Source organism: Pseudomonas sp. A0308 (assembly GCF_044218815.1).
Lineage (GTDB): Bacteria > Pseudomonadota > Gammaproteobacteria > Pseudomonadales > Pseudomonadaceae > Aquipseudomonas > Aquipseudomonas iridis.
In genome coordinates this window covers 1,428,521-1,452,079 of record NZ_CP162581.1, presented here as the reverse complement: position 1 = coordinate 1,452,079, position 23,559 = coordinate 1,428,521, and the positions used below count along the sequence as shown (strand labels likewise).

General features: G+C 59.8%; 19 protein-coding genes. 5 read left to right on the top strand and 14 right to left on the bottom strand.

Features of this window, described 5'->3' with window-relative positions:
• Nucleotides 1-186 precede the first annotated feature (186 nt).
• From AB4P92_RS06770 to AB4P92_RS06740, 7 genes are all read right to left on the bottom strand, one after another.
• Nucleotides 187-2,139, bottom strand: coding sequence for a hypothetical protein (locus AB4P92_RS06770; RefSeq protein WP_261737246.1), 1,953 nt, complete (start codon nucleotides 2,137-2,139; stop codon nucleotides 187-189).
• A 119-nt stretch (nucleotides 2,140-2,258) separates the two neighbouring features.
• Nucleotides 2,259-3,923 carry a hypothetical protein gene (locus tag AB4P92_RS06765; RefSeq protein WP_395599168.1) on the bottom strand — a complete coding sequence of 555 codons (1,665 nt, stop codon included), beginning with the start codon at nucleotides 3,921-3,923 and terminating at the stop codon, nucleotides 2,259-2,261.
• Between the two features lie 307 nt (nucleotides 3,924-4,230).
• Entirely contained in the window at nucleotides 4,231-7,848 is a 3,618-nt protein-coding gene (locus AB4P92_RS06760; protein WP_395599167.1) for a calcium-binding protein, read from the bottom strand.
• Nucleotides 7,849-7,956: 108 nt separating this feature from the next.
• Entirely contained in the window at nucleotides 7,957-9,870 is a 1,914-nt protein-coding gene (locus AB4P92_RS06755) for a hypothetical protein (RefSeq protein WP_395599166.1), read from the bottom strand.
• 497 nt (nucleotides 9,871-10,367) lie between these two features.
• Nucleotides 10,368-11,000, bottom strand: coding sequence for a LysE family translocator (locus AB4P92_RS06750; RefSeq protein ID WP_042558435.1), 633 nt, complete (start codon nucleotides 10,998-11,000; stop codon nucleotides 10,368-10,370).
• Between the two features lie 87 nt (nucleotides 11,001-11,087).
• Nucleotides 11,088-12,437: an NCS2 family permease gene (locus tag AB4P92_RS06745; protein WP_042558436.1), complete on the bottom strand. Its 1,350-nt coding sequence runs from the start codon at nucleotides 12,435-12,437 to the stop codon at nucleotides 11,088-11,090.
• 317 nt (nucleotides 12,438-12,754) lie between these two features.
• Entirely contained in the window at nucleotides 12,755-13,201 is a 447-nt protein-coding gene (locus AB4P92_RS06740; RefSeq protein ID WP_042558437.1) for a MarR family winged helix-turn-helix transcriptional regulator, read from the bottom strand.
• An 82-nt stretch (nucleotides 13,202-13,283) separates the two neighbouring features.
• Here AB4P92_RS06740 and AB4P92_RS06735 point away from each other — a divergent pair, with 82 nt between their 5' ends.
• Nucleotides 13,284-14,450, top strand: coding sequence for a PLP-dependent aminotransferase family protein (locus AB4P92_RS06735; protein ID WP_395599165.1), 1,167 nt, complete (start codon nucleotides 13,284-13,286; stop codon nucleotides 14,448-14,450).
• Nucleotides 14,451-14,613: 163 nt separating this feature from the next.
• Here the strand turns inward: AB4P92_RS06735 and AB4P92_RS06730 are convergent, their stop codons facing one another.
• The 5 genes from AB4P92_RS06730 to AB4P92_RS06710 form a co-directional block, all read right to left on the bottom strand.
• The gene (locus AB4P92_RS06730) at nucleotides 14,614-14,985 is read right to left on the bottom strand and encodes a glutathione S-transferase N-terminal domain-containing protein (protein ID WP_115148227.1); all 372 of its coding nucleotides are present in this window, start codon (nucleotides 14,983-14,985) and stop codon (nucleotides 14,614-14,616) included.
• A gap of 103 nt (nucleotides 14,986-15,088) precedes the next feature.
• Nucleotides 15,089-15,634 carry a GTP cyclohydrolase I FolE gene (gene folE / locus AB4P92_RS06725; protein WP_003204506.1) on the bottom strand — a complete coding sequence of 182 codons (546 nt, stop codon included), beginning with the start codon at nucleotides 15,632-15,634 and terminating at the stop codon, nucleotides 15,089-15,091.
• A gap of 77 nt (nucleotides 15,635-15,711) precedes the next feature.
• On the bottom strand, nucleotides 15,712-16,269 hold the full coding sequence (locus tag AB4P92_RS06720) for a Smr/MutS family protein (RefSeq protein ID WP_042558443.1): 558 nt from the start codon (nucleotides 16,267-16,269) through the stop codon (nucleotides 15,712-15,714).
• Between the two features lie 73 nt (nucleotides 16,270-16,342).
• Nucleotides 16,343-16,663: a hypothetical protein gene (locus AB4P92_RS06715; RefSeq protein ID WP_042558444.1), complete on the bottom strand. Its 321-nt coding sequence runs from the start codon at nucleotides 16,661-16,663 to the stop codon at nucleotides 16,343-16,345.
• A 131-nt stretch (nucleotides 16,664-16,794) separates the two neighbouring features.
• A complete protein-coding gene (locus tag AB4P92_RS06710) occupies nucleotides 16,795-17,385 on the bottom strand; it encodes a cysteine hydrolase family protein (RefSeq protein ID WP_395599164.1) in 591 nt (196 codons plus the stop codon).
• A gap of 239 nt (nucleotides 17,386-17,624) precedes the next feature.
• Between AB4P92_RS06710 and prmB the strand changes: the two genes are divergently transcribed.
• A complete protein-coding gene (gene prmB, locus AB4P92_RS06705) occupies nucleotides 17,625-18,533 on the top strand; it encodes a 50S ribosomal protein L3 N(5)-glutamine methyltransferase (RefSeq protein WP_042558446.1) in 909 nt (302 codons plus the stop codon).
• Nucleotides 18,534-18,648: 115 nt separating this feature from the next.
• On the opposite strand, the gene AB4P92_RS06700 is transcribed toward prmB, so the two are convergent.
• Nucleotides 18,649-19,440 carry a hypothetical protein gene (locus AB4P92_RS06700; RefSeq protein ID WP_042558447.1) on the bottom strand — a complete coding sequence of 264 codons (792 nt, stop codon included), beginning with the start codon at nucleotides 19,438-19,440 and terminating at the stop codon, nucleotides 18,649-18,651.
• 130 nt (nucleotides 19,441-19,570) lie between these two features.
• Entirely contained in the window at nucleotides 19,571-20,524 is a 954-nt protein-coding gene (locus AB4P92_RS06695; RefSeq protein ID WP_395599163.1) for an alpha/beta hydrolase, read from the bottom strand.
• Nucleotides 20,525-20,654: 130 nt separating this feature from the next.
• Here AB4P92_RS06695 and aroC point away from each other — a divergent pair, with 130 nt between their 5' ends.
• From aroC to AB4P92_RS06680, 3 genes are read left to right on the top strand one after another with little or no spacing between them, the layout of a single operon-like run.
• Nucleotides 20,655-21,746, top strand: a complete 1,092-nt coding sequence (aroC, locus tag AB4P92_RS06690; RefSeq protein ID WP_115148207.1) for a chorismate synthase — start codon at nucleotides 20,655-20,657, stop codon at nucleotides 21,744-21,746.
• A gap of 34 nt (nucleotides 21,747-21,780) precedes the next feature.
• Entirely contained in the window at nucleotides 21,781-22,926 is a 1,146-nt protein-coding gene (locus AB4P92_RS06685) for an MFS transporter (RefSeq protein ID WP_273878246.1), read from the top strand.
• Entirely contained in the window at nucleotides 22,923-23,549 is a 627-nt protein-coding gene (locus AB4P92_RS06680; protein ID WP_150595627.1) for a methylthioribulose 1-phosphate dehydratase, read from the top strand. The genes AB4P92_RS06685 and AB4P92_RS06680 overlap by 4 nt, the downstream gene beginning before the upstream one ends.
• The last annotated feature ends 10 nt before the right edge of the window (nucleotides 23,550-23,559 follow it).

The following is a 23,559-nucleotide window of genomic DNA, read 5'->3' as shown; positions in this document are numbered from 1 at the left end:
CAGTTGCGTTGAATGTGCGCCGCCATGCTAATTGCAAGTTTTTCAGGTGTATATCGGCGGGAAGTTACCGTCCATTGCGGCAAACTGCTGTCGGTTATTTATTAAAAGGCATGCCAATTGGAGCAGCATAAGGCTGCTCCAGTTATCTCTGATTCAGTGTTTACCAAGCTTGTTTAAGTGAGGGAGTCAACTTTCACGCACGATATAGAGCGCGGGCGACATACCCGTCAGTTCAATGCCACCCACCAGGTAGATGATTTTCATCTCGCTGACTAGCGTAAGCAGCCTCAGGTACGCCGTCTCGCCCACTACGGCGCGAAATTGCGGGTTGGCAATCTCGAACCCCGGCAGCGTGGCACGGTGCAACAGGTTGTGCGGATCATCCGGAATTTTCAGCACAAACACGGCATCGAGTCCTTCACGGTGAAACACCACGGCGTTCTCGTTGAGTGCCCGACTGCTGGCATACAGGCTGTAGCCATTGTGCTGCAGGACGGTTTTGAACAGGGTCTGCAGGCTGGCGCTGTCAGGGGCCGCCAGATAGGCGCTCCACTCGGGCAGGCGCGAGGGGTCAAAGTTCAGGCGCTGGAACTCGTCGGCAGTGCGGGTCGGGAGTTGGATCCTCCAGTGAGGTGCGGTCGCGCCAAATGTGGTGGGCAGCGTTGGCAGCATCATCAGTGGATCGCTCAGATCGCGACGGGGTGAAAAGGTTTTGGCCCTGTCGCTCCAATGCCGGAAAGTCTGATTGAGGCGCGCCAGTCCGTTGCCGTCAATTGCCCTTTGATAGGCTGCCCGGCCAAATACTTCCCGGGCAATGGCGCTCGCCGAGTCGGGCGCCATGTAATTGAACGAGTTGGCGACTTGCTGCGTCAGCGGTGTTGCGAACGGCATGCGATTTTCCATCACGGCCCAGCCACTCTCGCGCTTGACGGCCCATATCGGTTGCAGCGCAGGTTCTTCCACCAGCATTCGCTCAAATGCGTCAAAACGACCTGGCGCAAATCGTGGGTTTTGCAAATAGACCAGACGTGGATTGGCCTGCAGCGGCTGCGGCACGATCGGATAATGAAGCCCGGCTATTTCTATTGAGGCATCCGCCGGTTTTTGCGGTTTGCCCCAGTTGCGCCAGTAGCCGGTGGACAGGTTCAATGCGCCGCTGGCATCGAGCAACAGACGGTCAGCGAACAGGTCCGTATCCGGGGTGAGTCGCTCTTCAGCCTCCAGCCGGGGACGCTTGCTCGGGCCCGGTTCCGGCGAGTCAGGCCTGACAGCGCGCTGATCGACGTCTGGCCGCGAGTGCGCCTGTTCGGCTGTCGTCGCCCGGGGAATTTCTCGCCAGAGTCGGGTGCCTGGAATCTGTTCGACCAGCGGCCCCGAGGGCGTGCGCTCTCCCGCATGGCATTGTTGATAGATGCCATCGGAATTTCTGCGCACCTGCACCGTATTGCTCAGGTTTGAATCTGCCGGTTGCGGGTCTTGCATGTCGACGTACGTACGTTTTTTTCGGTCAAAGCGAAGTCCCTGGCTCGAGTCATCCGGATGGGTCAACGTCTCAGCCATTTGCCGTGAAAGGAACAGCGGCGTGGCAGGCCTGGCAGGCGCGCCAGCCGAGGGCGATGAGTCAGAGGGTGGGGCGCGCATCCAGTCTGGAGCCTCAATGCGCCACAGCGCCTGCCCGTCGATTCTTCTGAGCGTCGGGCCGGGCAAATGCGGGGTGGCGAGTAAAGGCACCTGATACTCGCCGACCGCGTTGCGCTCTGCCAGAAAGTAGGTGCCTTCGCCAAGGTGGGCATACGTTCTTGCGTCCTCGCTCGTGAACAGCCCCGGTTCGTTGTCAATGGTGCGCAACGTGGCCACCTGCTCCGGGCGCAGCGTAATCATGGCCATGGCTGCCGCCACTCGCTCGGGCGTTGCCCCAGGGAGCGGATTGACGACAACGGCGCTTTCCCGAGGGGTTTCACTGGCGGTGGCTTCGACCGCGTGCTCATCGGTGCCGGGGGTTCGGGTTTGCCTGCTTGATCCCGGCCCGCTCACGGCTGCAATGGCATCGGGGCCTTGCGCGGCAGTCGAGCGGGTGGGCAACGTGGAGCCGTCCGGGGAGGTCGAAGAAGAGGGGATTTTGCGTGGAGGTTTGGCCATGGTTATGTACCGCTGATGATTGAAATCCCATCATCTTCGAAGCGGTTTTTTCACTGGCGGTATCTATATATCGTCCTCAAAAATCGTCACGTCTGCGCCTCCCCGTGTCAGGGCTGACGTCACGCCTCTCTGATGATGAACACACAGTAGCGGCCTAGTCCGTCACTGAGGACACCGCCCTGCAGCCAGACGATTTTGTCCTCCGTCCTGGCTTGCATAAGGGCGGTATAGGCGGGGTCGCCAATCCTTGCCCGCAGATGCGGGTCAGCGAATTCCGCTTCCGGGGAATGGCCCAGCGCAAAAGCGTTGCCGGTGACTTGTCCCACCTTCATGAAATAGACCTTGTCCCGGTTGCTGCCCTGGAAAACCAGCGACGACCAATCCTGAAAGCGGGTGAAGGGCGCCACTTCGTAGCCGCAGCGTCTGAGCACCCCGCTGACCAGCAACCTGAGGCCGGCAAACGTCGAATTGCTGCGGTATTTGGTCCACTCCTCGTGGAAACGCAGCGGGTCGAATGTCAGGCGTTGCAGCGGGCCGTCCACCTCGGGCGGCAGCAGGACGGTGGTTCGGCCACCAATTTGCGCCCGTGGCGCCACTGGCAGCATGTCCACCGGATCAGCGAACGACGAAGCCGCACCCAGTGGCTTGCGCCGCCATTGATCGGTTATCCACTGCAGCTTCAACAGACCGGCGGAGGTGATCGTGCGCGAGTTGTCGGCACGCTCGAACAACATTCTGGCGACGGCTCGGGCAGTGATATCGGAAAACTCGCTGAACATGTCCCTGACCGATTGCGTCAGGGGCTGGGTGAACGATGTCTCGCCGACGCGTACCTTCAATGGCGTATCGGTGCTACGCCAGATCGGCACGGGTTGAAGGGCCGGCGCCTCGCGCAGCATGCGCTCGAACGTCTCGAAATGGCTCGGCGAAAAATCCGGATGGCTGAGAAAGTACACGCGTGTGGCGTCGTTCGTCTGGTTGCCTACCGGCACGATAGGGTAGTGGCGGCCGTTGATGGCAATGGATTCACCGTTTTCCGGCTTGTTTTCCTTGCCCCAGTTTATCCATTGTTCATTCGCCAGCGGCTGTGGCCGTTCTGCCACGTGGGGGCGCGTGCCCGGTTGAGCAATGGCGTCAACGCTGGCGCCATCAGTACTGGCCGAATGTTGATTCGATGCCTGACCCTCTTCGGCGCTCTGAACGAACCGCCAGATTTTCTGCCCCGCCATTTGCTCCACCATCGGGCCCGTCGGGATGAAGCGGTCAGCGGATTTCTGTTGATAGCTTCCATTCGGATGACGATGAATCATGATGGTGCCTTCGAGTGTATCGACATAGGGCCGGTTGGCAGCGTCGTAACGCAAGCCCTGCGCCGAGTGTTCGCGGGAGGTCAGGGTGGCCGCCAGAAATGGCGGTATGAACCCGAGAGGCTTGGGCCGGGCGTCGTTGCGCGTCACATCTGGGTCGGGTACCGGCTGCGAAGGCAGCCAATCGGCATGCCAGCGGGCTTCACCTTCGAGTTTTCTGAAACTCAATTCTGCGCCCGGCCGCGTCACCAAAGGACTTCGATATTCGCCATTTGCGCGGCGCTCGACCCACATGTAATCGCGGTCGCCGACGAACGCGTAAATCTGCCCGTCGAAACCTTCGAACAGGCCACTGTCGCTCGACACGGGTCGCAGCTCATGGATTTTGTCCTTCGGCCAGTTAGTGGCGCTGATGGCGCCCAGCGTTCGGGCGCGCGACGGGTCCGCAATGGCCGTAACGACGACGGCCGATTGCACGTTCGCTCCGCCAGAAGAGGTAGAAGTCGGCGGTGCGGAGGATGTCGAACTGTGGGCATGAGCGGCGCCCACGACGTGAGAGATTGTGATCGGAGCGGGGATTACTTCCGCACCCGCAACCGGCCTTGAGGCTGGAGATGTGGGCGGTGTCGTGGTTACGCTGGTTTTCCTGGGCGGCTTGGCCATAGGTATCTTCCTGAATAAAGGGGGGAGCCATCAGATGGCGAGGCGGTCGGTTTTACGGTGTCATGCGCGCCGCAGGACAAACCGCGCGCCGGGCACCGGTTTTCAACGCACTGCCTGAAGGTCAGAGCAGCGCCAGGCAATGTTGCTTCAGCGCCATCAGTTGCTCGGCGGTCACCGGCGGGTCGGCCTGAAGGGCGAACTGCAGTAAATCCTGGCAAACCTCAAGCTGGTGGTCGCAACGGTTCAAGACCTGCAGCTGGGTGAACGCGAGCTTGTGCAGCGGCTCGTCTGACGTAGCCCAACTGCGGTCGCGCGGATCAAAAATCGGCTGGGCCAGAGCGTTTTCCCGGACCACGGCATTTTGTACCGCCAGGTGTCGCGCTCGCGCAGGGGTCGCCGCTAACGCGTTGGCGTAGTCGAATTCGGGATCGAAGTAGCGCGCATCAATGTGCTTGACGGAGATCGTTTCAAACTCGATGTAGACGCTGTGCACGATCCCCCCGCGGGTGATGACGTGCACCTGGTCAATCAGGTCGTCTGGCTGGCTGTATTGCGGCAGATGAACAATGACGTCGCCGATGCGCAGCAGATGATCGGCGAGGCTGATCTCGACTGCGCCCAGTTGCGTCGCGTCGAGCTCCCATACCGATGAATAAGGCAACTGCGCCGGGGCGTCGGCCAGTGCGCCGGGGGTCGAGATACGCAACGTTATATTGCGCGTCAGGTGCACGAGGTAGGTGGATCCCTCGCCGACGAGGTGCTCGATTGCGCGTTGCCGCGGCAGGCTTTTCAACCCGATGCAGACGTTGCTGGCGCGCAGCTGATGCCCGGGATTGTCTGCAGGCCGATAGAAAGGGTAGGTGCCGGCGCATGGTTTGAGGGGAAGCGCGACGCTGGTTTTCCAGGCGTTGGAGGTGCTGTTGCGAAACGTTTCGTTGGCGAAAAAATCGTCGGCCATGGGCGGTTGTTCGAGCCGCCATGACACGCCGTCGTTCATGACCAGAATGATCGGCTGATTCACCGCCAGGGCCGGTCGAGTCAAGCGCTCACTGATGGCGATAGTGCCGACACTGTGAGAACTGGCGAGGTTTTTGATGAGCAATTCATGTTGGCCAAAGCGCAGGGACAGGCCGCATTCGGTATACATGATGCGGTCGAACGCCAGTTCGCGTTTGACCGTGGCGTTGTAGTACGCCTCGATGCTGGAGATTTCCTGGCTGGCGTAATCCAGGTAGACCATGCTCAGGGCTTTCGGTGAGTGCTCGGTAATGCGCAGCTTGGTGAGGCGTTCGCCTCGGGGAATGTAGTAACGCTCAAGCTTTTTCCGCGGGTCCGTCTGTTCATCTTCGTAGACAATCACCGGGCCGGCTGCGCTGCCCGGTCGGATGATCGTCACCTGCAGAGTGATCGGCCCTGGGGTGTCGAGCGTGGCGGGCAGGTCCGGTACCAGGTGGAAACCATCGCGGGTGATGAACAGCAATTTCGCATTTTGCAGCACGCGTTGCTCGCCGCGCTGTTGGTAGACATCCTTGATCCTGACGATTCGACTCAGGTCGTCATCCAGATCAAACCGCGAGGTGATGACCAGGTGTGCGCCTTCCAGCGTCCAGCTGACAATCAGTTCCTTGCGCCAGTCCAGACCGATGATGCTGTCTTGCGCGCCATCCTCGATGATCGACACATGACCGGCCACGTGAGCAATGCTGTAGGTATCGCTGCCGGCTCCTCCGTGCACTGTGGCATGAACGCCGAACACATCGATGCGGTCATCGCCCTCGGCGGCGTGGATATCGTCGTCTCCCCACGCCTGGATAATGTTGGCTGCTTGCGTGGCGATGACTTCATTGCTGGCGCCGGCAAGGGTTGTCACATTCTCGATACTGGTCAGGGACGTGTGCGGCTCGAGTTTTCGCTGATGGGTGGAATCGTCGAGGCTGATCACCGACATCAGCCCTGCCTTGAGGTCTACGTGGTAGCCCAGCCTGCCTGCGCCTGGTTCGGCAATGGCATCGGCCAATGACAATGTGTCGTTGCCTTCACCACCGTCGAGTGCCGATAGCCGACCCTGCGCCGAGGCGTTCTTGAGTTGATTGGCTGCGTCTTTGAACACGAACTGATCGCCGCTGTTGCCCCCGGCCAGCTTCTTGGTGCCGCTCCTGTAATGAAACACGTTGGGTTTGTGTTCGACGCCGCGGATGTCGTCGTCACCGCCCCCGATAAACCACAACACGCCCTTGTGCTCGCCGGCAGTGCCGAATGACGCCCCCGGGGTTTGCTCATTCACCCCGCCACGGGCGTCCAGCGTGTCATCGGTGTCCTGAATTTGCACACGGCTGACCGTGGCGTCTTCCATGGTTTCCCGCGACCAGTTGTAGAAGCGGATTTGCACCGGGTTCGATTCCGCGACAAAGCCCCCATCGACCACGGCTTCAATCTGCTCTTTGAGCGTTCCGTCGAGCAGTCGTCGCGCGGTAGTTTGCAGCAACCTCGCGTGCTCAGCCGTTGCCTTGGCCAGGTCATAGCGATTCTGCACCGCGGTGTCGGGGTCGACGCCCCAGAAGGCAAACCAGCCGGTGCGAAGTCGCTCATGGGTGGTCAGTTCGATGTAGTCATCAATGTCATCCACGGCGCGCACTCCGGCCCACACGCGGGCACCGGCCACCAGAAACAGCCCGGCCAGAAGACCCACCGGGCCTGCCGCGGAGAAACCTGCCAACGCCGCGAAGCCCAGCAGCACGGTCATGGCGGCGCTGGTGACGCTCAGGCCGGCCTCGACGTAGTGGTCAACCGCTTGCTTGCCGGTGGCCTTGGACGCTGCATCAAAAGCGTCGACGGCGGCGATGATGTCGAAGGGCAGGGTCAGGACGCTGGCGAGCAATCCGGCCGAGCGTCCGAGCCGTACGCCGATCCGCGTGTGGACGAAGCCTTTGCAGGCGCTACGACTGGCCTGAATCATCAGCGTTGCTTTTTTGGCCACGGACACTTCAACCGCCATTGAAGCCAGCTCACCGGCGACGCTGGCACCGTTGAATATCGTCTCGTATTCATTCTTGTTGCGGATGGCGTCATGCAGGCCGCGCAGGCCGCTGTAGACGCCAAATGACTGCAGCCCCATGCCCATGCTGGCCATGCCCGCACTCTTCGCGTGATTGACCCAGCCGGACAGGCGTCCGGACGCTTGTCCGGGCAGTTGCGTGTCGCCGATATCGAGCCGTTGCGCAGCGTTCAAGAGCTTGCCCAGCGCATGGCGGTATTTGCGCGGATCGGCGAGCGACGGATCGGTTTCCCTGAGCATCGCCGGGGCAGTCAGGGGGCGCATGCTCGCCAGTTCGAACAGCAGCGAGGGCAGCAAATAATCGTCTGCGCCTGTGGTCAATTTCATCTGCGCTTCGATGGCTATCGGGTCTAACTGGAGCTGGTTCAAGAAGGATTGTTTCGGCTCTCGGAAAAAAGTGTTTTTTCCGTTCAGCTGTTCTCCGAGCAGGGTGGCGCCCAGAGCGTCGAGGGATGTCCGGGTGACGGAATAAGGGCCGATTTGTAGCGGGCCGAAGAGCTCGTCGACGATGCGCAACTGCGAGGCTTTGCTGTTGCGTCTGGCGTGCGCAGGCGTGCTTTCGGCGGCGCTGATGTCGAGTGTCGAGGGTGTTTTCTGATTGGCGCGCAGGCCAATGTCGGTGACGACGACGGCGTCATCCAGATGGATATTCGTGAAAGACTGAGTGCTAGGCAATTTGAGCATCCTTGTTCATTTTTGCTGGCTGTTGATCGGTCGTTGAAAAAAAGGCAGAGCGGGCGCGCAGCCTTGCAGCACAGGGGCACGCTGCCAGGCTGGCGTCGCTTACGGATTTCAGCGCTCTCGGATAATGAACACGGACTCAGGCTTCGACCTGACGTTGAGCACGCCGCCCAGAAGCCAGATCAGCTGATTCTTCGCATGGGCCGCCTGTACTGCGGCATACGCTGGCTGGCCAATGCTGGCGGGCAGGGCCGGGTCCAGCAATTCGGTGCCGGCCTGGGTATGAAGGGCAATGGCATTCCCCTCGACCACCCCCAGTTTCAAGATGAACACGTCATCGGTGGCTGGACCGCGAAACACCAGCGTGGGCCGTTGATGGTGAGGCGTCAGCGGGAAGACGTCATAACCGGCGCGCACCAGCAGGCCACCGGTCAACTGCTTCAAGGCCTGGTTGGAAAGGGTCCTGAGGTAGTAACTCCAGTCTTCGGGAAAACGCTGCGGATCAAAGGTCAGGCTATGCAGTGGCGCGTCCGGCGCGGCGGTCAGCGGTAGCAAGGTTCGCCCGTTATGTTCGACACGCGGGGCCTCTCGCAACATGAGCATGGGATCGCCGAGTGGCGGCACGCCGGAGGTGGCTCGCCAGTTCCACTGCGTCAGTACCTGATAAATATGGTGCAGGCCGGTGGAAGTAATTTGCGCGGAATTGTCAGCGCGTTCGAACAGGGTTTTGGCGACCGTCTGTGCCGTCCCCTCGGAAAAATCTGTGAAGCGCTCGGCGACTGATTGCGACAAGGGTTTGTGGAAGAGCTTCTGCGCCGGTCGCACTTCCAGCGGGTCGTTGCTGTAGCGGTAGATGGCTGCCGGCTGGAGGGCCGGCGTCGCTCGCATCACGCGTTCGAATTCGTCGAATCGGCTGATTGGAGATTCGGGGTTTTGCAAAAAAATCATTCGGGGCAAGCGATCGGCAGCCGAGCCTGGTGGCACGATCGCGTAGTCAAATCCGCCCAGCTTTGTGGACGGGCCTGGAGGCGGGCCGTCGTAATGTCCCCACTGCATCCAGTAATAAGGACTTTCAACGGTCTCTCGGGACACTCGCGGTGCGGTGTCCAAGCCTTCAGCCGGTCCGGATGGCTCGGCACTCTCCTCCAGCCGGGGACGTTTGGCCGGGCGGGTGCCGGTGTCTGTATCGGTGTCGGGCGACTCGTGGATATACAGTCGCGGGCTCTGCGGGGACGATTGCCGTTCGGGGATTCGCCGCCAAAGATCCGTGCCGGGGATGCGCTCCACCGACGGGCCTGAGGCAAACCGCTCGTTGAAGTCGCTGGCCTGATATTCACCGTCGCTGTTCTTGCGGATCAGCACCGTACCTTCGTCCGCAATATCTGCGTAGGTCCTGCCGGTTTTGTCGTAACGAAGGCCATCCTGCGGCCGTGCGGGCTCCAGCAGTTTCGCCAGTTCGGGGGATAGAAATTCGAACGCTGGCGCAATTTCGCGAGGCGGTGTCTGCGCGGCTTTTCTTACCCAGCCAGGACGCTCGATGCGCCAATGCGGTTCACCGTCGATCCTGGCCAGAATCGGCCCTGGCACGCCGGGCACGAAAGGGAAGGGCACCTGATATTCGCCTTGGCTGTTGCGCTCGACCATTGTCTTGCCCAGGCCTTTCAAATCGGCAAACAGGGTGCCGTCGTTGCTGGTGAACAACCCTGAATTGCCTCTGAATGGAACCAGTTCGTCGAGGCGCTCTTTCGGCCACGTGATCATATTGATCGCCGATTCGACGGTGAGGGTCGCAGCTCGCGCAGGCGATCCCGGAATGTCCGTGATGATGACCGCTGAAGAGTGTGGTGTTTCAATCAGAGTGTCAGGGCTGGCGCGTCGGGCAGCATCAGCATCGGGAGTATTGATAGATAAGTCCGCAACCTGATTGTGAGCGCGGGTAGCGGCGTTTGAACTGTTCGCCGCTTTACTTGCGCTGGAAGTATTGTCGATGTTTGAGGTGTTGATTTTTTTCGTCGGCTTTAACATTTATACACTTCGGGTTTAATAATTAATGTTGGTTGATAAACAGGTTTGTAGTGTTTGGCGCGCAGGGCGACCACGACACATCGCAACGGGCGTGCGTCGGGTGTTATGCGGTTTGGTAGCGGCGATCGGTCGGGCTGCGCTGGAATACAGGCCGGCCGAGAGCGCTAGGGACAGGGGAATAGGGGCGAGCAAATGTCGGCGGCCAAACAAGCGTTGGTTGCCGGGATTTCGGAGTCGGTTTTAATCGTGCGGATGTGTAGACGCTGGGCCATATAGAACTTCCTTGTTCTGGCGTTGATGGTCAGTTGCGCGGCTATATTAGAGAGGGAGTTTGATGGGTGTATATCGAAGTGTTGTTGCCTGGTGTTGCGAATTGCGCGGGATGAAATGATGTAACTTTTTAAACTGATTTAGTTTGATTCATTCACGGTTGTCACTGCTGCAATCCGTGCACACGGATCAACAGCAGTGCCAAACCCGTCACCCGATTGCCGTTCTCAGGAATGGCTGCCAAGCAGGGACGCCGCGCCCGCTCCGCCAAACAATCCTGCGCTGATCCGGTTGAACCAGCTCTGTCCCTTGCCGCTGCGCAGGTATCGAGCTGCACCGTGGGCACTCAATCCGTAGGCCAATTTGCACAGCAGATCCAGCACCGTCCAGGTCGCGATCATGACCAGCAGTTGCGGGAGAAACGCTTGCTCGGCGCTGAGGAACTGCGGGAGGAAGGCCGCAAAGAACAGAATGTCTTTCGGGTTGCTGGCTCCCAGTACGAAGGCGCGACCGAACAAGGCGCGGAATCTGGGAACCGGCGCGGCTTGCGGCACTTCGGTGGCCACCGAGGGCTGACGCGATTGCTGCCAGCTCTGCCAGGCGAGGTAGAACAGATAGATCGCGCCGACGATTTTCAGCGCGCTGAAAAGTTTTTCCGATGCCAGCAGCAGGGCGCCAAGACCCAGCGCAGAAGCACTGAGCAAACAGATCGAGGCAAACACGCCGCCGAGAAACGCCGGGTAGGAACGACGCAAACCGTAATTCAGGCTGTTGCTGATCATCAGCAACGACAGTGGCCCCGGAATAAGGATCACCACCAGCGCAGCGCCGCTGAACAGCAGCCAGGTTTCCAGACTCATCATTTGCTCCTTTTTGTTGTATTCACGAATGTGCAAAGGCCCCACCCGCGAGGGTGAGGCCGTTTTGAAGCTTGAACCGCGTGCCGCTTACAGGAAGATGAACTTGGCGAAGAAGATCGCGCAGAGCACCCACAGACTGACGGATATTTCCTTGAACTTGCCGGTGCCGGCCTTCAGCGCCACATAGGTGATGAAGCCCAGCGCAATACCGTCGGCGACCGAAAACGTCAGCGGCATCATGATCGCGGTGACGATGGCCGGAATGGCATCGGTGGCTTCGTCCCACTCGATGTGGGCCATGCTGCCCATCATCAGCATTGCAACGTAGATCAGTGCACCAGCGGTGGCGTAGGCGGGAATCATGCCGGCCAGCGGTGCAAAAAACATCGCCGCTATAAATAGCACACCTACGGTGACGGCGGTAAGACCAGTCCGACCACCAGCGGCCACGCCAGCGGCACTTTCCACATAACTGGTGACGGGCGGAACACCCACCACTGCGCCGAATACACTGGAAGCACTGTCGGCTTTCATGGCACGGGAGAGGTTTTCGATGCGGCCGTCAGCGTTCACCAGATTGGCACGCTGGGCAACACCCATCAGGGTGCCGGCGGTGTCAAACATGTGCACGAAGAGGAAAGCGAGGACCACGCTGATCATACTGACGTTGAATACACCGGCCACATTCATCGCCATCCAGGTCGGTGCCAGGCTTGGCGGGGCGGACATGATGCCTTGATAGTGCACGAGGCCCAGACCCCAGCCGGCCAAGGTGACGGTGATGATGCTGATGAGGATCGCGCCAAATACGCGGTGGTAGCTGAGAATTGCGATCATCAGGAAGCAGACCGCGGCGAGCAGTGGGCCAGCTTCATGCAGGGAGCCCAGTTTGAGCAGAGTCGCCGGGCTATCGACAACGATGCCAGCGGTTTTCAAACCGATCAGCCCGAGAAACAAACCGACACCGGCACCCATCGCGTGGCGCAGGCTGACCGGAATGCTGTTGAGCAGCCATTCGCGAATCCGCGAGAAGGTCAGAATCATGAACAATACACCGGAGACAAACACCGCACCGAGGGCGGTTTCCCAGTTGTAGCCCATGGTGCCGACCACGGTGTAAGTGAAAAACGCGTTGAGGCCCATGCCCGGTGCCAGACCCACCGGCCAGTTGGCATACAGGCCCATCAGCAGGCAGCCCAGTGCAGCGGCGATACAGGTGGCGACGAAGGCTGCACCGTGGTCAATCCCGGCATCGGCCATGATGTTGGGGTTGACGAAGATGATGTAAGCCATGGTGATGAAGGTTGTCAGACCGGCAATCAGCTCGGTCTTCACCGTGGTGCCATGCAAGCTGAGTTTAAACAGGCGCTCAAGCAAGCCATTGCGTAACGGCGGCGAGAGATCCAGCGTCGATGCTTCGGATTTGCGGCTTTCCACAGCGAGTACTCCTCAAGAGTTTTATTGTTATTTCCAGGGCCGGACCCATGAGGGGTGGCAGCGGCCCTTTGAGGCATACGCGAATTTGTTGACCATGCGGTCAGGAACTCGCACGCTGTGGATTATGCTTTTGTGTACAAATAAAGCAAATATTGTTTTTGATTTTGTTTACGAGAAGTCCGTCGATAGGGATATATCGACTTTTTCGACCTCGTCGCAGGCAAGTCAGCTCTCACAGTGTTTATTTGTGGATCTGATTTTTGTGGTCAGCTCATAACCCTGTGGGAGCTGGCTTGCCAGCGATGAGGCCAGGACAGTCAATCAAAAGCCGCCCGACTGTCCCCCAACGCCAGATTCACCGCCAACCAGCCATTCACCGCAGCCTCCCCAGCCTCGGCAAACACCCGCTCCAGCAACTTCACCTGCTCACGCCGTAACGCCTGTTCAAACTTCGCGCCTTCGGCGGTCAACGCCAGCAGGCGTTTACGCTTATCCGTCTCGGACGCGACGCTGTCCACCAGATGCATTTCCTGCAATTGGCGCAACGGCATGTTCAGCGCCTGCTTGCTCACGCCCAGCAAGGCCAGCAGTTCCTTGACGCTCAGATTCGGGTAGCGGGCGATGAAAAACACAATGCGCTGATGCACCCGTGACAAGCCTCGGCGCTCGAGCATTTCGTCAGCCTTGGCGGTGAACGCCTGATAACCGAAGAAAAACGCTTCCATGGCCTGCTGCTGACTGCTGGGGTTTTTAAGGTCAAGCATGTTGACGTACTCGCTCAAGCTGTCGTAGTTTCAGTCAACAAGTTTGACTCATTTTTCACACGCCTTGCTACCGGTGACCTCCATGGCTTTTTCCGAACGTGTCTCGCGCCTTAAAAGTTCTCTGATCCGTGAAATCCTTGCCGCAGCCCAGCGCCCGGAAGTGATGTCGTTCGCCGGCGGCCTGCCGGCAGAAGCGATGTTGCCGAAAGTCGAATGGGCCGACATGCCCCTGTCGCTCGGTCAGTACGGTATGAGCGAGGGCGAGCCAGCATTGCGTGAAGCCTTGGCGGCAGAGGCGAGGGCGTTGGGATTGGCCTGCGACGCAAGTCAGGTGCTGGTGGTCAGCGGCTCACAGCAAACGCTGGATCTGGCGGCAAAGCTGTACATCGACAAAGGCACCGAGATTCTGCTGGAGGCGCCGACTTACCTGGCGGCATTGCAGATCTTCCAGCTGTTCGGCGCTGATTGCCTGACTGTGCAGCAGGAGGCCGACGGCCCGAACCTTGCGCAACTGCGCACTCGCCTGGAACAGCATCGTCCGGCGTTCATCTACCTGATCCCGACGTTCCAGAACCCGTCTGCCGTGCGCTACAGCGAAACCAAACGCGCAGCGGTCGCCGCTTTGCTCGACGAATTCGGCGTGACCCTGATCGAAGACGAGCCGTACCGCGAACTGACGTTCGACGGCGGCAGCGCCAAGCCGATCGCCGCACGCCTGAAGACCTCCAGCTGGATCTACACCGGCACCGTGTCGAAAACGCTCCTGCCGGGTTTGCGCGTCGGCTACCTGATCGCCAGCCCCGACCTGTTCCCGCATCTGCTCAAGCTCAAGCAATCAGCGGACCTGCACACCAATCGCATCGGCCAGTGGCAGGCGTTGCAGTGGATCGGCAGCGAGAAATATCAGCAGCATTTAAGTGAGTTGCGCGGCTTCTACCGTGAGCGTCGCGATGGCTTTCAAGCGGCGCTGCAAATGCACTTTGCCGATCTGGCCGACTGGGATGTGCCCCAGGGTGGGCTGTTTTTCTGGCTGACGTTGAAACAACCGCTGGACACGCGCACGTTGCTCAACCAAGCGTTAGCCAATGACGTGGCGTTTATGCCGGGCGAGCCGTTCTTCCCGGAGCCGGACAATCATCATGGGCATTTGCGTTTGAATTTCAGCCACATCGATCCGGCGCGACTGGATGAAGGGCTGAAGCGATTGGCGGCGGTGGTGCGCCAGGCGCAGATAGAAAAAGCGGCCTGAAAAACAAATAAACCGGCTCGAGGGCCGGTTTATTTTTGTCTGAAGTTTGCGGTGTCTTAACTTGCCCCATCGCTGGCAAGCCAGCTCCCACAGTACGTGGCGTTCACAGAACCTGTGGGAGCTGGCTTGCCAGCGATGAGGCCATCAGCGACACCAAAATCCATCAGACCGCTGCAAACCGCTTGTCCAGATAATCAATAATCACCTTGGACTCATACATCCAGGTCGTCTGCCCATTCTCTTCAATGCGCAGGCACGGCACTTTGATCCGGCCGCCCTGTTCCAGCAGCGTCTGGCGATCCTGCTCGTTGTTCTTCGCATCCTTCAACGCCACCGGCACGTTCAAACGACGCAGGGTGCGACGGGTTTTTACACAGAACGGGCAGGCGTGGAATTGGTACAGGGTCAGGTCTTTGGCAGCCGCATCGACTTGCGCCTGAGCAGCGGCAGGGCGCTGTTTCTTGCCCGGACGGGTGATGAAGTCGACGAAAATAACCAGCTGGCCGAGGCCGACACGAAGCGCTTTGACGAACACGTTGAAAGCCTCACGGTGCACATAGAGAAAGGCGCGCAGCTTACCCGATTTTTCACGGGCGAAAAAAAACCGGCGATCAACGCCGGTTTTTTTGTGTGACGAGTTACTTGATCAGGCTAAGGAATTCGCTGCGAGTCGCTGCGTTTTCACGGAACTCACCGAGCATGACCGACGTGATCATCGACGAATTCTGTTTCTCGACACCGCGCATCATCATGCACATGTGCTTGGCCTCGATCACCACTGCAACGCCCAGGGCGCCTGTGACTTGCTGCACCGCGTCGGCGATCTGGCGGCTGAGGTTTTCCTGAATCTGCAGGCGACGGGCGTACATGTCGACAATGCGCGCAACCTTCGACAGGCCCAGCACTTTGCCGCTCGGGATATACGCGACGTGAGCCTTGCCGATAAACGGCAGCAAGTGATGTTCGCACAGCGAGTACAACTCGATGTCCTTGACCAGCACCATTTCGCTGTTGTCGGAACTGAAGAGGGCACCGTTGGTGACCTCTTCAAGCGTCTGTTCGTAGCCGCGGCAGAGGTACTGCATGGCTTTGGCGGCACGCTTTGGCGTGTCGAGCAGGCCCTCGCGGGAGACGTCCTCGCCCAATTGGCCGAGAATCGCGGTGTAATTCTGTTCCAGGGACATGAAACTACCTGTGGGGATTTTCGCAAAGAGCAAGGGTACGGTGGCGGACACGCCCCTGCAAGTTCGGTGTAACGCGATTATTCGTCGCGGCCTTCCATCATGGTGCGTTTGAGCATCACGTAAACCGCGCCGGCGCCGCCATGTTTGGCCTGGCACGAGCAGAAACCCAGCACTTGCGCGTGCTGGCGCAACCAGGTGTTGACGTGGCTTTTGATCATCGGCCGCTTGCCGTCCAGCCGCACAGCCTTGCCGTGGGTGACGCGCACGCAGCGAATTTCGAATTTGGTCGCTTCGGCGAGAAACGCCCATAGCGTTTCCCGGGCCTTTTCCACGTTCATGCCGTGCAGGTCGAGGCTGCCTTCGAACGGGATCTGCCCGACCTTGAGCTTGCGCATCTGACTTTCCTGAACCCCGTCCCGGGACCACATCAACTCGTCTTCCGGACCTACATCGATCACGAACTGATCCGACAGACCGTCAACGGTCGCCTGGTCGGTGCGCACGGTGGCCGATTGGCGCAGCTTGGCGATCTGTGCGCGGTCAGTCTTGGGTTTGCCGGTGTCGGCGCGATCGTGCTTGATCGGCTTGACGCCGCGCAGCTCGTTTTTGAACAGGGAAAAATCGTCGTCTTGCATGTCAGCCTCCGCGAAGGGCGGCCAGTTTACCCAAGTCGAAACAAAACGGCCCGGCAAAAAGCCAGGCCGTCGATCAGTCGTGTTTTTTCATCAGGTGCGGGGACATGTTCAGTTCCCTCGATTGCCGTGCGCGACGGCGGCAGCGACGCCACAGGGCGACACCGAAATACAGAAACAGCAAACCGACCGCCAGAATGATCGCCGAGCCCATGGGCGTTGCGTTCAAGTCACCGAGCGCCGGCGGGCGTCCCAGCAGGCTGGCAGCACCGGCCATCGCCAGCAGCACGCCAAACGTCGCCAGAATGGCGGCGAACGCTGCACCAAAACGAAAACGCCAGTTGCTTTGGCCTTTGGGCCGCAAGCGGCGTGCGTCAAATCCATCGGATAACTTCATTCCGACCTTCCTCAATGGGTATCGGCCCTTCGACCGGGAGTTGACCGGGTTGTTCCGGAGGCTATGGCATTTGCGGCAAATGAGAGGCTTTTGCGGATGAGCGGCGGCATGAGCCGCTCATCAAGCGGCGATCAGATCAGGTCTTGAGTCAAGGCGAGGGTGGCGAAGTTGTCGGCCATGATCGCCATTTCCGCCTCCTGCACGCGTTCGGCGCTCAGTACACGGCCCTTGAAGGGCAAGTCACGGGTGGCGCAAGCATCTTCAACCAGGGTGCAGCGGAAACCCAGGTTCTTCGCTGCACGCACGGTGGTACTGACGCTGGAATGGCTCATGAAGCCGCAAACGATCAGGTCCAGCGAGCCAAGGTCTTGCAGGCGATCGAGCAATTCGGTGCCGTGAAATGCGCTCGGCAGCAGTTTGCCGATGATGGTTTCGTCACCCTGCGGCTCGAGGCCGGGGATGAATTCGCCACGTTCGCCCTGCGGGTCGAACAGGCCACCGACGGTGCCGAGGTGACGCACGTGCACGATAGGGCGACCGGCTGCACGGGCGGCGGCGACCACTTGTTTGATGTTTGCGACGGCCGCGTCCATGCCGCTCAGGGCCAACGGGCCACTGAGATATTCTTTCTGGGCATCGATGATGACCACGGTCGCATGGCTCAGTGTGGCCGCTGCGTAACCGCGACCGCTGAGTTGAAACATCGTTTTTGGAACGGACATTCTGGGGCTCCTTGGGGTGGGGCTTTTGCGGCATTGTCCTCTGGCTGAGCGGTTCTGTGAATCGCTACCATCGTAGGCACCGTCGTTATTGGCCTGCAGCCTTGTCAAGTTATACGTTCTGTTCAATAGCTGATAAGAAAAACAGAACAGTCCTACGGTCGGCCCGGTGTTTTTCCTGCGTCGTCGCGAGGCGTTTTGGCTGGTAGAATCCCCAGTCGTTTTTTCTGGAGTTCTGCCCCGTGATCACTTCCCGACTTCGTACCCTGCGCGACCATATCCGTTGGGCCGTCAGCCGCTTCCATGGGGAGGATCTGTTTTTCGGCCATGGCACCGACAACGCGTGGGATGAAGCCCGCCAGTTGGTGTTGGGCGCTCTGCACCTGCCGTGGGAGATCGCCGACAGCTATCTGGACTGCGCGCTGGAAGACGATGAACTGGTTAATCTGCAACGCATGCTCAAACGCCGCATCGAAGAGCGCATTCCAACCGCATACCTGTTGGGTGAAGCGTGGTTCTGCGGCATGTCCTTCATTGTCGATGAGCGTGTGTTGATTCCGCGTTCGCCGATTGGCGAGCTGATCGAAAACCGTTTTGCGCCGTGGTTCGGCGACGAGCCGGCGCGAATTCTTGACCTGTGCACCGGCTCCGGTTGCATCGGTATCGCTTGCGCTTACGAGTTCCAGAACGCTGAAGTCGTGCTGGCGGATCTGTCGTTTGAAGCGCTAGAGGTGGCCAATCAGAATATCGAGCGTCACGGCGTCGATGAGCGTGTGTACACGGTGCAGGGCGATGGCTTTGATGGATTGCCGGGTCAGCGTTTCGACCTGATCGTGTCGAACCCGCCTTACGTGGATGCCGAAGATTTCGCCGACATGCCGGACGAATATCAACACGAACCGGAGTTGGGCCTGGCCTGCGGTGATGACGGTCTGAACCTGGTACGACGGATGCTCGCCGAAGCGGCGGATCATTTGACCGAGAAGGGTTTGCTGATTGTTGAAGTCGGCAATAGCCAGGTGCACGTTGAGGCGCTGTACCCGGAAGTCGATTTTGCCTGGCTGGAATTCGCGCGCGGCGGGCATGGCGTGTTCATGCTGACCGCGGAGCAGTGCCGCGATCATCAGGCGCTGTTCGCATCCCGCGTTTAACCCGCTAAAAGCTTCGTCGGAACGCCGTCCGGAGCAGGCTCGCTCCCACCTTTGGAATGCATTTTCCTGTGGGAGCGAGCCTGCTCGCGAAAGGCCGCACTGCGGTATCAAGCCATCAGCGGTGTGTCGCAATCCAGATCAACAACCCCGCCTGAAACACCGCAAACGCCACCAGGCAAGTAATGGTGAACCGCAGCCCGGCGTCTTCGCGCTTGAACTTGCTGACCTTGTCTTCCTGCTTTTTGAGCTTCACTTCCTGCTCGGCCAGATTCTGCTCAGCCTGCTGAAGCATCTGCGCCGCTTCAAGAATTTCGACGACTTGCAGCTTTTCGCTGTTCCAGTCACCGAGCAAGTCTGCGACCTGCACCTCCTTGACGCTGCCCTTCAAATGCTGCGCATCGGCGTACGCCACGTCAAAACCATGCACGCGCAGGAAATGATCGCGACGCAGGCGAGTGTCCTCGTTCAACGCGTCCTTGTTGTTCAAGTCCATGCCGTCGACGGTGTAGGTGGGCCAGCGTTTTTTCGCCCAGTTGATGCCTTGCGCAGCGACGAAACGGCCGATGCCACGGTTCAACGGTTCGATCTGCAAGCCACTGTCCGGGCCAAAATGCACACGCTTGGTGGTGTGATTGACCCATACGTCGAGGTGATTCTGTTCTTTGCGCACGCGCTGGCCAGGCAGTTTGATCGCCATGCGCATCAGGCTTTGCTCTTTGCTGTTGCGCTCGGCGTAACCGAATTCGACAAAGCGCAGCGGCCGGCCACCGGTGTGGCGATCAGTCTGTAGCGGGGCCAGGCGGAGCATCTTGTGGTGCTCGGCGTGGACATCCGCCCACGGCAGCTCGACCGCTGGCGGTACGTCTTTTTCAGCGGTGGTGTCGGGTGAAGTCTGCGTATCAGTCATAACGGCGAGATCCTGTCCAAGCCCTGCTTGCCCCAGCGATTGCGCTGGCGACAAAGGCTTATCGGCCGTTTTCTTCAGGACTGGAGGGGTATCAGGCTGGAAAACTGCCTGAAACGCCCCCAGTTGAGGCTTAACGGGCGCGAAGTCCGTCAATAAAGTCGATGATTTGCGAACCGAGTTCTGCCGCCAGTGGCAAATTCGGGTCCTTGTAGGAGGCCAGTTGCCGCTTCATGTCGTTGTGCACGATGCGCAAGACATGGTTCATGCCTTCGATCACCACCAGTTTGGCGTCCGGTTTGGCAGTCTTGAGCAATTTCGCGTCTTCGGTACCGACCTGCATGTCATTGCTGCCCTGGACAATCAGCGCCGTCATTGGCAATTGCGCGAACGCTTTCGAGGGGTCCTGACGGAATAGCGAAATCAGATACGGCTGCACGCTCGGACGGAATATCACTTGCAGTTGCGCCGGTACGTTGTCATCGACGTGACCGGCCTTGAGGCTGTCGAGCAGTTCATTGCTGCGCATCATCAGGGGCGGCGGCAGGCTGCGGGCCAGCTGTTCACGAATCACCTGATCGACCGGGCGGGCACTGCCGGACAAGGAAATCACCGCTGCCGCGTCTACCTTTGGCGCAGCGAGGGTGGCGATCAGCGCGCCTTCACTGTGACCGAGCAGAATCAGTTGACCGAAACGCGGATCCGCCTTGAGCTTTTGTCCCCACGCCACCGCGTCGGCCGCGTAGGCCTCGACTGACAGATTGCGCTCATCCGGCGTCGCGGCCAGACTCGCGGCCACGCCGCGCTTGTCGTAACGCACGCTGGCGATGTTGTGTTTGGCCAGCACCCATGCCAGCCGTTTGAGACTGTCGTTGCGCCCGCCGTCGGGGTTGTTTCCGTCACGATCCGTAGGACCTGAGCCAGAAATGATCAGGACAACCGGTACAGGCTTGTCGGATTTTGGCAGCAACAGCGAGCCGAAAAGTTCGCCGCTGCCGGTGTCCAGAGACATCGGGCGCTGTAGGACAGTCGCCTGGGCAAAGCCAGTAAATAGGGTAAGACTCAAGATCAGAACTCGCAGCATCATCACGCCATCATTCGCCAAGATGCCGGTTGGACTCGCCAGCACCACTAAGGTTCGAGGATGAACTACTCGGTTAGCCTGCGTATACTGGCGCGCATCACGAATTTGGGTTTGATTTCACGGAGCGTCCTGCATGTCCGGCAATACCTACGGCAAGTTGTTCTCTGTCACCACCGCTGGCGAAAGCCATGGTCCGGCGTTGGTCGCCATTGTCGACGGCTGCCCGCCGGGCCTGGAGATTTCTGTCGAAGACTTGCAGCGCGACCTTGATCGCCGCAAGCCCGGCACCAGCCGCCACACCACCCAGCGCCAAGAGCCCGACGAAGTCGAAATCCTTTCCGGCGTGTTCGAGGGGCGCACCACCGGTTGCTCGATTGGCCTGCTGATCCGCAACACCGACCAGAAGTCCAAGGACTACTCGGCGATCAAGGATCTGTTCCGCCCGGCCCACGCCGACTACACCTACCACCACAAATACGGCGAGCGCGACTACCGTGGCGGTGGCCGCAGCTCGGCGCGCGAAACCGCGATGCGTGTGGCGGCGGGGGCGATTGCGAAGAAATTCCTCGCCACTCAGGGCATCGTCATTCGTGGCTACATGAGCCAGCTCGGCCCGATCGAAATCCCGTTCAAGACCTGGGATTCGGTTGAGGAGAACGCTTTCTTCAGCCCCGACCCGGACAAAGTCCCCGAGCTGGAAGCCTACATGGACCAGTTGCGCCGTGATCAGGACTCGGTCGGAGCGAAAATCACCGTGGTCGCCGAAGGTGTGATGCCGGGTCTGGGCGAGCCGATTTTCGATCGTCTCGACGCCGAACTGGCCCACGCGCTGATGAGCATCAATGCGGTCAAAGGCGTGGAAATCGGCGCCGGTTTTGCCTGCGTTGCCCAGCGCGGCACCGAGCATCGCGATGAAATGACACCGCTAGGTTTCCTCAGCAACAACGCTGGCGGCATCCTTGGCGGTATCTCGTCCGGTCAGCCGATCGTTGCGCATCTGGCGTTGAAGCCAACGTCGAGCATCACCACCCCGGGCCGTTCGATTGATGTCGATGGCAACGCGGTCGATGTCATCACCAAGGGCCGTCACGACCCGTGCGTGGGAATCCGCGCCACGCCGATTGCCGAGGCGATGATGGCCATCGTGCTGATGGATCACCTGTTGCGTCACCGTGGGCAGAACGCCGATGTGCGCGTGAGCACGCCGGTGCTGCGTCAGCTTTGATGGCAGATATCAAAGCCGCTGCGGCTTGACGGGCGTGGCGGCGCTTCCTTACTGGCGGCTGTCCAGTTTTTATCTGTTCTATTTCGCCTTGCTCGGTTCGACGGCGCCGTTTCTGGCGCTGTACTTCGATCACCTCGGATTCAGCGCCGCGCGCATCGGCGAACTGGTGGCAATCCCGATGTTGATGCGCTGTGTGGCGCCGAACATCTGGGGCTGGCTGGGCGACTACACCGGCAAACGCCTGGCCATCGTACGTTTCGGCGCGGTGTGCACGTTGCTCACGTTCTCGTTGATTTTCGTCAGCAAGAGCTACGCGTGGCTGGCGATGGTCATGGCGCTGCATGCGTTCTTCTGGCACGCGGTGTTGCCGCAGTTCGAAGTCATTACGCTGGCGCATCTGCAGGGCCAGACTTCGCGTTACAGCCAGATCCGCCTGTGGGGCTCGATTGGTTTCATCATCACTGTGGTCGCTTTGGGGCGCCTGTTCGAATGGCTCAGCCTCGACATCTACCCAGCGGCGCTGGTGTTGATCATGGCCGGCATTGTCGTCAGCAGCTTGTGGGTGCCGAACGCGCAACCGGCGCTGGGCAACCGACCGGGCGGGGAGGGCTTTCTCAAGCAATTGCGCAGCCCCGGTGTGTTGGCGTTTTACGGCTGCGTGGCGCTGATGCAAATGAGCCACGGCCCGTATTACACGTTTTTGACTTTGCACCTGGAAAAACTCGGTTACACACGAGGCGTGATCGGCATGCTCTGGGCGGTCGGTGTGGTCGCCGAAGTGCTGATGTTCATGGCCATGAGCCGGATTCTGGCGCGGTTCTCGGTGCGCCGGGTGCTGCTGGCCAGTTTTCTGCTGGCGGCCCTGCGCTGGTTACTGCTAGGTTCGTTCGCCGAGTTTCTCTGGGTGCTGCTGTTCGCACAGATTCTCCATGCGGCGACTTTCGGCAGTTTTCACGCCGCTGCCATCCAGTTCGTGCAACGTAGCTTCGGTGCGCGCCAACAGGGGCAGGGCCAGGCGCTGTATGCGGCACTGGCCGGCACCGGCGGTGCGCTGGGCGCGTTGTATTCCGGCTACAGCTGGAATGCCCTCGGGGCGACATTGACCTTTAGTATTGCCAGTCTCGCGGCGCTTGCTGCTGCCGTTATCATTGCCACACGTATGCAAGAGGACAGGCCATGAGCCTTACCCGTGAACAACTCGCCCAGCAAATCGTCGACGCCGGGCGTTTCCTTTATGGTCGCGGCTGGTCGCCGGCCACCAGCAGCAATTATTCGACGCGCCTGTCGGCCAGCGAAGCGTTGTTGACCGTGTCCGGCAAGCACAAGGGCCAGTTGGGTGTGGACGATGTGCTCGCCACCGACCTTGCAGGTAACAGCCTGGAACCGGGAAAAAAGCCGTCCGCCGAAACTCTGCTGCACACCCAGCTCTACCGCTGGCGCCCGGAGATCGGTGCGGTGCTGCACACTCACTCGGTCAATGCCACGGTGCTGTCGCGCCTGACCCCGCAAGACTTTATCGAGTTCGAAGACTACGAACTGCAAAAAGCCTTCAGCGGCATCTCGACCCATGAATCCCGGGTGCGCGTGCCGATTTTCGACAACGACCAGGATATTGCGCGGCTCGCCGCCAAGGTGCAGCCTTGGCTCGACGCCCATCCCGATTGCGTCGGTTATCTGATTCGCGGTCACGGCCTCTATACCTGGGGGGCGCAGATGAACGACGCGTTGCGCCAGATCGAAGCCTTTGAATTCCTGTTTGAATGCGAGTTGAAAACCCGCAGCGTCATGAACCGCCAGGGCTGACTTCACCCGG